The organism is Myroides odoratus, from assembly GCF_001549985.1.
In the GTDB taxonomy this organism is placed as follows: Bacteria; Bacteroidota; Bacteroidia; order Flavobacteriales; family Flavobacteriaceae; genus Flavobacterium; species Flavobacterium odoratum_A.
Genome location: NZ_LROZ01000033.1, coordinates 1 through 12,060, shown reverse-complemented (window position 1 = coordinate 12,060; position 12,060 = coordinate 1). Strand labels below are relative to the sequence as shown.

General features: G+C 38.8%; 5 protein-coding genes. All 5 read left to right on the top strand.

Going from position 1 to position 12,060, the window contains the following annotated elements:
• Positions 1–932: PorP/SprF family type IX secretion system membrane protein (locus tag AWV75_RS17970; protein WP_317038694.1), on the top strand; the 932-nt coding region annotated here is incomplete at its 5' end.
• Positions 933–950: 18 nt separating this feature from the next.
• Positions 951–2,864 (top strand): OmpA family protein, encoded by a 1,914-nt coding sequence (locus tag AWV75_RS17965; protein ID WP_082711080.1) that lies wholly within the window; start codon positions 951–953, stop codon positions 2,862–2,864.
• 361 nt (positions 2,865–3,225) lie between these two features.
• Positions 3,226–9,243 carry a fibronectin type III domain-containing protein gene (locus AWV75_RS17960; protein WP_060875648.1) on the top strand — a complete coding sequence of 2,006 codons (6,018 nt, stop codon included), beginning with the start codon at positions 3,226–3,228 and terminating at the stop codon, positions 9,241–9,243.
• 70 nt (positions 9,244–9,313) lie between these two features.
• Entirely contained in the window at positions 9,314–10,240 is a 927-nt protein-coding gene (locus tag AWV75_RS17955) for a PorP/SprF family type IX secretion system membrane protein (RefSeq protein WP_060874660.1), read from the top strand.
• Positions 10,241–10,258: 18 nt separating this feature from the next.
• The coding region (locus tag AWV75_RS17950; protein WP_156424210.1) for an OmpA family protein at positions 10,259–12,060 on the top strand (1,802 nt) is incomplete at its 3' end.

Here is a 12,060-nt window from a genome sequence, read left to right as displayed (position 1 = left end):
CGTATATGAAGAAAATATATTTAACATTAGGAGTGCTGAGTTTACTTAGTTGCCTAGAAGTGCAAGCCCAACAGAATCCACAATACACGCAGTATATGTATAATATGAGTGTTGTGAATCCGGCTTATGCGGGATCTAAGGATGCTGTTTCTATGGGAGCTTTGTATCGCAAACAATGGGCTGGTTTTGATGGAGCACCTGAAACGGGGACTTTTTTCATCAACAGTCGTGTAGGTAAGAAAGTTGGTGTTGGATTGTCTTTTATCAATGACCGCATAGGTCCTGTTACGGAGAACAATATTTACGGAGATTTTTCTTATACTTTGGAGTTAGGTGGCGTTCATAAATTAGCCTTGGGTATCAAAGCAGGAGCTACGTTTCACAGTTCTAATTTGTTTTCTGATATTGGAGATGGTTATACCATTGATCCCAATGACCCTGCATTTGGAGAGGATAGCAAGTCTACGCTTTTCAACGCAGGTATTGGAGCGTACTACTATACGGATAAATACTTTATCGGTTTAGGAGTACCCAATATGATAAAAGAATACTATTTGAACTACGATGGGAAGAACTTTGGACAACGCGAGATTCACATGTATTTGAATGGGGGTTATGTCTTTGATTTGGATCAAGATTGGAAGTTGAAACCTTCGACCATGATCAAATACGCGTTGAACTCACCCGTTTCTTTTGACTTGAACATGAACGTGATGTATTTGAACAAGATTGAGGCAGGGGTTAGTTACCGATTAGAAGATGCTGTTGGGGGTATGATCAACTACCGTGTTACTCCACAATTGCGCGTGGGTTATGCGTATGATTACATCACCTCTGATATCAACAAAGTGGCTAAAGGCTCTCATGAGTTTATGGTGCTTTATGATATCTTCTTGTCTAAGAAAGTGTCAAGTTCATCTCGTTATTTCTAATAGCATAAAAAGAATACAATGAAAATAAGAAAGGTTTATTTAGCGCTGTTATTGGGCGGATTCTTAGCTACTCAGAGTATGAGTGCTCAGGAGCCGATCAAAACTCCCTTAGAGATTGCCGATGATCACTACAAGCACTATGAGTTTGTAGATGCGGCAAAAGTATACCAGAAGCTAATTCGCGGTGCGAAGACAGATAATTATATTTATTTACAATTGGCTGATTGTTATTACAACATCTTCAATACAGTAGAAGCAGCAAAGTACTACGGGAAGGCTTTGGAGAAGGATCCGAGTTTAGATTCGGAACTTTACTATCGCTATGCTCAGATGCTTAAGGCAAGTGGTCGTTATGATTCTTCTAATGCTGCGATGCGTAAATTCGCAGAGCGCAACCCGGAGGATCAACGTGCGATTGCTTTTATGCGTGAGCCAGATTACATTCCTCGTTTACGCGCGCAAGAGGAGTTGTTTACCTTTGAGGAATCGGGGATCAATGACCGTCAGGGAAATGATTTCGGAGCTTTTTTAACGGTAGGTGATACACTTTATTTTGCATCTACGCGCAAGGGCAACAAGTCTAAGAAAAAATACGGATGGGATAACCAAGGGTACTTGGATATCTTTCAAGCGAAGTATAAAAATGCAGATGACCCGTTGTATGATGTAGAGCCAGTTTCAGAGTTGAACACGAAGTATCACGATGGTCCTGCAACAGTAACTGGCGATGGTCACACGATGTACTTTGCTACGGAGAGTTTCCGTGCAGGGAAGTACACCAAGAACAAGGCTAAACTCGTGAAGCTAGGTAAGGTTAGCGTTTTTAGAGCGACCAAGAAGAAGGGTAAATGGACGGATTTTGAACCAGTTCCTTTCAACGGTAGCGATTACTCAGTAAGTAACCCAAGTGTGAGCAAAGATGGTCGTACATTGTACTTTTCATCTGATATGCCAGGCACGATGGGAAGCACGGATATCTGGAAAGTAGATATTGATGAGGACGGTAACTATGGTACACCGGTGAATATGGGAAGCCAGATCAATACCGAAGGTCGCGAATCGTTTCCATTTATTTCAGAGGATGGGAAGTTGTATTTTGCATCTGATTCCCGCAAAGGTTTTGGTGGTTTAGATGTTTACGTAGTAGATTTAGCTATTCCACAGGCAGAGCCGAAGAACTTAGGAGCACCGATTAATACAGCGAAAGATGATTTTGCTTTTTCTTTCTACCCAGGAAAAGACATCGGTTTCTTCTCCACGAACCGCATTGGACGCGATGATATCTATAAAGCGAAACCAGTTTGTAATACGGAGATGTATGTGACAGTAACACACAAAGACACCGGAAAGATCTTAACAGGAGCTCGTGTGGATATCTATGACGATCGCAAGAACTTGATTGAGACGAAGTTTACGGATCAACGCGGTATTGTGGAATATGTTGTAGATTGTGGGAAATTTTACCACTTACAAGTTGACATGGATGACTTTGAAGGGAAGGCTGTAGAAGTACCTTTGAACCGCAAGGGAGGTCGTCAGTTAGTTAATGTAGGCTTGCGTCCGATCGAGGTAATTGTGACTAAAGACGAGATTATCTTAGGTGATGTTTACTTCGAGTTTGACCGTTTCAACATTACCCAACAAGGTTCTATCGAGTTGGATAAGTTGGTGAAAGTAATGAAGCGCAATCCACAGATGCGCATCAAGGTAGGTTCTCATACGGATAACCGCGGAAGTGCGACGTACAACCAGAAGTTATCAGAGAATCGCGCGAAAACGACGGTTCAATATGTGTTGTCAAAAGGCATTGAAGCTTACCGCTTAGAGTCACAAGGTTACGGACCAAGTGTACCGAAGATTGATTGTAAAGCGAATTGTACAGAAGAAGAGCACGCAATCAACAGACGTAGTGAGTTTGTAATCCTCAAATAATTAGAGTTTTAAGTATTAAGTTAGTATATTTTAAGAAGTCCTTACCACTTTATGTGGTAGGGACTTTTTTTTATTCTTATAGATAGAAGAATAATAAGGTTAAATGATTGAATTTCTGAGAACTTATACGAATTTGTGAAAAAAACTATTTTTTAATTATTTTAGGGGCTTATGATTTATGATGATAATTTTTTAACTTAAATAAAAAGAATAAGTAAGGTTAGTTATTTGTTATTTTAAATGAATACCAATAAAATAGCTCTGTAGCTAAGGGTTTGTCGACGCAGAGAGGCTTAATTTTGTTAATCTTTGTATAAAAAAATTCTATATTTGACGATAACTAACTTAAAACTTAAAACGTATGAAAAGAATTACAGTGTTATTCTGCTTCTTGCTGAGTATATTTTTTACTTATGGACAAGAGGTTACGATTGGCACAGGTACAGTTTCTATGAGGCAGCCCTTGAGCAGCTATCATGGATATTCGCGTTCTGCAGCACTTTATACATCTGCTGAAATAAACCAAGTAGGTTTTATCAATAAACTTGCTTGGGATATCGGAGAGATTAAAGGAGATAGACCTGTTAAGATCTATTTAAAAGAAGTAGAGTCAGAAGCTTTAGTTGCTGGAAATTGGAACTCCTTTATTGATGGAGCTGTGGTAGTGTATGAAGGAGGATTTATTCCTGGAAGCGTTGGATATAATACAATTAATTTGCATACTTCTTTCAATTATACGGGAGGAGTTAAGAATTTATTGGTATTGGTAGAAACCAATTTTGGAGGAAGTGGAAATAATGATGGAGTCAACGGATTAAAGATTAAAGCAACGGCTGCTACAAATATGCATTTTCAAGCAGGTACAGATACAACTGCACCTACAACGAATTTATCGGCAACAGCAGAGCGTCCTAATTTGAAAATTACATTTGGTCCAGAGATTACGTGTTTGGTACCTACAAATTTAGTTTCAGAAGCTAATGCAGGGACTAGTTTTACTGTGAATTGGACAGCTAGAACTGGAGTGACAAATTATGATTTATATTTAAGTACTACAAGTACAACACCTACAGCAGATGCTACTGTAGTGCCTGTTACGGGGACTACACATACATTTGAAGGACTGACAGAATCAACACAATATTACGTTTGGGTGCGTTCACACTGCTCTGATACAGAGCAAAGTTCTTGGATTGGCCCCTTAGCTATTAAGACGGGATTGATACCAATGAGTTTACCCTATTCAGAGAATTTTGAAGGGGAAGATGTACGCTTTGGTTTTACCAACCATACCAACAATAAATGGTATATTGGTACTGCAGTGAATCATGGAGGTACAAAGTCTTTATACATTAGTAAAGATGGAGGAACGACTAATGAATATAACCCGGATGGAGCAGAAGTATCTCAAGCATTTAAAGATATTGCAATACCTGCAGGGACTACAAACATTAATATTAATTTTGATTGGCGTTGTAAAGGGGAAGGATTTACAACTACTAAATATGACTATTTTAGAGTATGGGCAGTGCCTGTTTCTTACACACCAACTGCAGGTACACAAATTACAGCTGCAACTGATCGAATTCGTTTAGGAAGAGCAGAATATAATGATGAAGCGACTTTTGTAAATGAAAATATCGTATTTGATGCTTCTGCTTTCGCAGGACAATCAATGCGTTTAGTTTTCGAGTGGAGACAAGATTTTAGTGGAGGAAATCAACCGCCTGCAGCAATTGATAATTTGACTGTAGCAGTTGTTACGTGTAACCAACCAACTGCATTGACATTAGGTACTTTGACAGGAAACAGCATACAAATAAATTGGACAGCGGCTCCTGGAGTAACCAATTACGATGTGTACATTGGAACAACTCCAGATAGACCTGCAGCAGATGCAACGGTAATTCCTGTTACAGGAACAACACATACATTCGAAGGATTGACACCATTGACGCAGTATTATATTTGGTTGCGTTCACATTGTTCGGATACTGATCAAAGTTTATGGGCTGGGTTAAATGTGAGTACAGGTTTAGTACCCGTAGCAATTCCGTATACAGAAGATTTTGAAACAGAGGTAGCGTATGGTTATACAAATGATACGACTAATAAGTGGCATATTGGAACAGCGGTAAGTAATGGTGGAACAAAGTCATTGTACATTAGCAAAGACAATGGAACTACTTATGAATATCAAGTTGCTGGTGCTCAGGTGTCTCATTCTTTTAAAGATTTTACTATTCCAGCAGGAACGACCGAATTAGTGATGAATTTTGACTGGCGTTGTGTTGGAGAAACATCGGAAGTAGATTACTTTAGAGTGTGGGTGGTACCTGTTAATTTTACACCGACAGCAGGGACTCAAGTAACGGCTGGTACAAATCGTACAAGAGTAGGGCGTTCAGCATATAATGGAAATAATGTATTTTTAAATGAAAATGTCATTGTTAATGCAACAGCTTTTGCTGGACAAACCATGCGTGTTGTTTTTGAATGGCGTCAAGATGGTAGTGGTGGAACACAGCCTCCTGCGGCAATTGATAATTTGAAAATAAAACAATATACTTGTAGAGATGTGGCGGCTACTTCTATACAAACGAGTAATATCACTACTACAGGTGGAACAGTGACATGGACTGGAACAGCTGCTTCTTACGATTTATACATTACACAAGGAGCTGAGAGCCCAATAGCGACTACAGCACCTACAACGAATGTGACAGCTGCAACGCATGCTTTTAACAACTTAAATCCAGGAACACAATATCTAGTGTGGATTCGCTCTAATTGTGGAACTGATGATCAAAGTGCTTGGACGGGACCTGTTATTTTGGCTACAGACATGACACCAGTTACTTTACCTTATACAGAAGATTTTGAAGGAGTGACTAACTTTGAGTATAAAAAGAATGGGACTGTAAATAAATGGTTTGTAGGGAATGCAGTGCATAATCAAAGTCAAAAAGCACTATATATCAGTGAAAATTTTGGACGAACACATACATACAATTTTAGTGGAGCTCAAGTAGCTCATGTTTATAAGGATTTTGTAATTCCTGCTGATGCATCGAGTTTAGCAGTAAATTTTGATTGGATTAGTAATGGAGAAGGGTTTACTGCAACTACTTTTTATGACTATTTCAGAGTATGGGCAGTCCCTGCTTCTTTTATACCTACTGCCGGAACTCAAATTTCAGCTGCAGCAGATAGAATTCAACTAGGACGCCCGCAATATAACAACAAAACGACGTTTGAAAGAGAACGCCTAGAAGTTGCTGTTAATGCATTTGCTGGACAGACGATGCGTTTAGTATTTGAATGGAGACAAGATGGTAGCGGAGGGAACCAACCACCAGCAGCTATTGATAATTTAGAAGTATCGGTAGTTGCTTGTTCAAGACCAACGAACGTAGAGTTAGTAGATAGAACAAATAATACTATTACGATTGCTTGGACAGCTATAACAGGTCAAGATACGTATGAAGTTTTCTATTCTACTACTAATACAGCTCCAGGTGAAACAATAACAGGGTCAGTAACTACTACAGAGAATCCTTATACAATACAAGGCCTTACAGCTAATGAAACGTATTATGTCTGGATTAGAACGGTATGTAGCCCTACAGAAAAGAGTACTTGGGTATCATTAAATGATGGAGGAGTTAGAACAGGACAATATGTTCCGGGTGAATTACCTTATGAAGATGGGTTTGAAGGAGATAATAATTGGACTATAATTAGTAACTCATTGAATAAATGGATCGTAGGTACAGCTGTGAACAATGGAGGAACAAAATCTTTATATGTTACAAAAGATAATGGTGTAACAAATACATATAGCAATAATACCTCAACAGTAACTCATGCATACCGTGATATAGCAATTCCTGTAAATGCACTTGAAGCTAGATTAAGTTTTGATTGGAGAGCTAAAGGAGAATCATGCTGTGATTATATCCGTGTATGGGTAGTCCCTGTAGTATTTGATCCTGTCCAAGGAACGCAAATTGCTGCTGGAACAAACAGAATACAAATAGGAAGGAACTATAATGTTCAAGAAAATTTTACAGAAGTTATAGAAGGCATTGATGTAAGAAATTATGCTGGTAGAAGTCTGCGTCTTGTTTTTGAGTGGAGAAATGATGGTAGTAGTGGGGATGATCCAGCTGGAGCTATTGATAATGTTAAATTAGAGCAAATAGATTGCCCTAGAGTTACAGGTTTAACAGCTTGTGCTGCGAGTGAACATATTAATTTTGGATGGGACTCTCAAGAAGGAATGACTCAATGGGAAGTTGCACTTGAAACTACAGATTTAGCAGAACCAGATCCTGCGAATATTATACGTGTAGATGTACCAGAATATACAGCTACAGGATTAACAGTGAATGAAGCATATTATTTTTACGTGCGTAATATTTGTGCAGAAGGGGTGTTTAGTATGTGGAGAAAAATTGTAGTGCGTACAAATAGCACCAATCTTTTAGATGCAAATCCATTTTGTGCAGGACCTGGAGGAATTATTTTCCCTAATAATAACAGAGATAATACGCCTGTAGAATTTCCTTTAGGAGATAATCTTAGAATAGCGTGTTTAGGTTCAGTGCCTTATCCAGTATGGTATTTCTTGAAAATAGATACAGATGGAGATTTGGTATTTGATATCATACAAAGTACTTCTTTTGATGCGAATGGGGAAGCAAATGGCGATGTATTAGATGTTGACTTTGTTGCTTTCGGACCATTTAATGATTTGGAAGAAGCTTGTGCAGAATCAGTATTAGGACCATGTCCGGCAGGTGTAGATTGTCCTAACAATACGAGTACTTTAAGTAATTATCCTGTTGGAAATATTGTTGATTGTAGTTATGATGGTAGAAATATTGAAACATTGACAATTAATGGTGCTCGTAGAGGTCAAATTTATGCTGTTTTAATTACTAATTTTGGACGAAGACCTGGGTTTATTAAATTGGCACAACGAAATGTTGGAACTCCAGGCGCAGGTACGACAGATTGTAAGTTTTTATGTGAAGTAGATTTAGGAGAAGATCAATATTTATGCCCAGGTAGCTCTTATGAAATTAAGGCTAAGATTTCTGCGGCAGGATCAACGGAAGATATGACATATACTTGGTTTAAAGATGGCGAAATGCTTGACCCAACTTTATTTAATACAAATAAGTTAGTGGTTACTGAGTCAGGAACCTATCGTGTACGTGTAGAGAAAGATCTTTGTGAAGAAAATCCTGAGGATGAAGTGGTAATTAAAATTTATGAACCAATTAGCCTTCGTTTACCAGAAAAGATTGAATTATGTGATTTGGAAAATGTAGGATATGCGATGTTTGATATTAAAACTTTAGTGGAAGGGGCTATTGCAAATAATACTGAAGCACAAACCATTAAACATAGATATTATCATACCTTAGAAGATTTTAATGCAAAGAGAAATGCATTTGAAATAGATGATTTATATCAATCAGAGGGGAATGAGTCGATTTTTGTAGAGGTTTATCGCGATAAAAATGAAGACTGTAGAGGTTATGCTGAAATTATGTTGAGAATTAAAGCAACCGTTTACTTTAATGCGGAGTTCTCTTATGAAGGACCAATCTGTATCAATAATATTGAAGAATTGCCAATTACACCTGGTGCAGAATTTACTCCAGGAGGGAAGTTTACATATAAAACGATTAGTCATACTAAACCGAAAGACCCAACTAAAGAACCGAAAGGCGGTTTATCTTTAAATAGCAGTACCGGAGCAATTGATGTTGCTGCAAGTATTCCTGGAGTTTATGAGGTGAGTTATTACTATGGAGTTCCAAGTAATATGTGTGGAGACCCCGTTGAACATAAAGTAACGATTACAATCTTTGAGCGTTTTGAAATTGCATTAGATGGGGATTGTTACGATGGTAATTACTATATGAGAGTTATTGATGTATTAGATAATATTGATGATGATTCTACAAGGTTCGAATGGACAGGTCCAGGTGGATTTACAGCGGATACCAAGGAAATTACTGTAAGTAAAGAAGGAGACTATACCGTTTATGTTGAGACAAAAGATGGTTGTTATGAAGAACAAACAATCACATTAAAAGCGGATGAGATTAATTGTTTAATTACAAAAGGAATTTCACCAAATGGGGATGGACTAAATGATTTCTTCGATCTTTCGAATTATAAAGTGTTAAGCTTTAAAGTCTTTAACCGCAATGGAGGTGAAGTATATACACATGGATTAGGGTATACTACTGCATGGGGAGGACAAGACAAATCTGGAAATAAATTACCATCTGGAACCTATTTCTACGTTATAGAAACAGTACAGAAAACAATTACAGGTTGGGTACAAATTAATTATTAATACAAATAAACAACTGTGTGTGATTCCACGCACAGTTGTTTTTATTACTATTTAAAAAATTAAACCGTATATGAAGAAAATATATTTAACATTAGGAGTGCTGAGTTTACTTAGTTGCCTAGAAGTGCAAGCCCAACAGAATCCACAATACACGCAGTATATGTATAATATGAGTGTTGTGAATCCGGCTTATGCGGGATCTAAGGATGCTGTTTCTATGGGAGCTTTGTATCGCAAACAATGGGCTGGTTTTGATGGAGCACCTGAAACGGGGACTTTTTTCATCAACAGTCGTGTAGGTAAGAAAGTTGGTGTTGGATTGTCTTTTATCAATGACCGCATAGGTCCTGTTACGGAGAACAATATTTACGGAGATTTTTCTTATACTTTGGAGTTAGGTGGCGTTCATAAATTAGCCTTGGGTATCAAAGCAGGAGCTACGTTTCACAGTTCTAATTTGTTTTCTGATATTGGAGATGGTTATACCATTGATCCCAATGACCCTGCATTTGGAGAGGATAGCAAGTCTACGCTTTTCAACGCAGGTATTGGAGCGTACTACTATACGGATAAATACTTTATCGGTTTAGGAGTACCCAATATGATAAAAGAATACTATTTGAACTACGATGGGAAGAACTTTGGACAACGCGAGATTCACATGTATTTGAATGGGGGTTATGTCTTTGATTTGGATCAAGATTGGAAGTTGAAACCTTCGACCATGATCAAATACGCGTTGAACTCACCCGTTTCTTTTGACTTGAACATGAACGTGATGTATTTGAACAAGATTGAGGCAGGGGTTAGTTACCGATTAGAAGATGCTGTTGGGGGTATGATCAACTACCGTGTTACTCCACAATTGCGCGTGGGTTATGCGTATGATTACATCACCTCTGATATCAACAAAGTGGCTAAAGGCTCTCATGAGTTTATGGTGCTTTATGATATCTTCTTGTCTAAGAAAGTGTCAAGTTCATCTCGTTATTTCTAATAGCATAAAAAGAATACAATGAAAATAAGAAAGGTTTATTTAGCGCTGTTATTGGGCGGATTCTTAGCTACTCAGAGTATGAGTGCTCAGGAGCCGATCAAAACTCCCTTAGAGATTGCCGATGATCACTACAAGCACTATGAGTTTGTAGATGCGGCAAAAGTATACCAGAAGCTAATTCGCGGTGCGAAGACAGATAATTATATTTATTTACAATTGGCTGATTGTTATTACAACATCTTCAATACAGTAGAAGCAGCAAAGTACTACGGGAAGGCTTTGGAGAAGGATCCGAGTTTAGATTCGGAACTTTACTATCGCTATGCTCAGATGCTTAAGGCAAGTGGTCGTTATGATTCTTCTAATGCTGCGATGCGTAAATTCGCAGAGCGCAACCCGGAGGATCAACGTGCGATTGCTTTTATGCGTGAGCCAGATTACATTCCTCGTTTACGCGCGCAAGAGGAGTTGTTTACCTTTGAGGAATCGGGGATCAATGACCGTCAGGGAAATGATTTCGGAGCTTTTTTAACGGTAGGTGATACACTTTATTTTGCATCTACGCGCAAGGGCAACAAGTCTAAGAAAAAATACGGATGGGATAACCAAGGGTACTTGGATATCTTTCAAGCGAAGTATAAAAATGCAGATGACCCGTTGTATGATGTAGAGCCAGTTTCAGAGTTGAACACGAAGTATCACGATGGTCCTGCAACAGTAACTGGCGATGGTCACACGATGTACTTTGCTACGGAGAGTTTCCGTGCAGGGAAGTACACCAAGAACAAGGCTAAACTCGTGAAGCTAGGTAAGGTTAGCGTTTTTAGAGCGACCAAGAAGAAGGGTAAATGGACGGATTTTGAACCAGTTCCTTTCAACGGTAGCGATTACTCAGTAAGTAACCCAAGTGTGAGCAAAGATGGTCGTACATTGTACTTTTCATCTGATATGCCAGGCACGATGGGAAGCACGGATATCTGGAAAGTAGATATTGATGAGGACGGTAACTATGGTACACCGGTGAATATGGGAAGCCAGATCAATACCGAAGGTCGCGAATCGTTTCCATTTATTTCAGAGGATGGGAAGTTGTATTTTGCATCTGATTCCCGCAAAGGTTTTGGTGGTTTAGATGTTTACGTAGTAGATTTAGCTATTCCACAGGCAGAGCCGAAGAACTTAGGAGCACCGATTAATACAGCGAAAGATGATTTTGCTTTTTCTTTCTACCCAGGAAAAGACATCGGTTTCTTCTCCACGAACCGCATTGGACGCGATGATATCTATAAAGCGAAACCAGTTTGTAATACGGAGATGTATGTGACAGTAACACACAAAGACACCGGAAAGATCTTAACAGGAGCTCGTGTGGATATCTATGACGATCGCAAGAACTTGATTGAGACGAAGTTTACGGATCAACGCGGTATTGTGGAATATGTTGTAGATTGTGGGAAATTTTACCACTTACAAGTTGACATGGATGACTTTGAAGGGAAGGCTGTAGAAGTACCTTTGAACCGCAAGGGAGGTCGTCAGTTAGTTAATGTAGGCTTGCGTCCGATCGAGGTAATTGTGACTAAAGACGAGATTATCTTAGGTGATGTTTACTTCGAGTTTGACCGTTTCAACATTACCCAACAAGGTTCTATCGAGTTGGATAAGTTGGTGAAAGTAATGAAGCGCAATCCACAGATGCGCATCAAGGTAGGTTCTCATACGGATAACCGCGGAAGTGCGACGTACAACCAGAAGTTATCAGAGAATCGCGCGAAAACGACGGTTCAATATGTGTTGTCAAAAGGCATTGAAGCTTACCG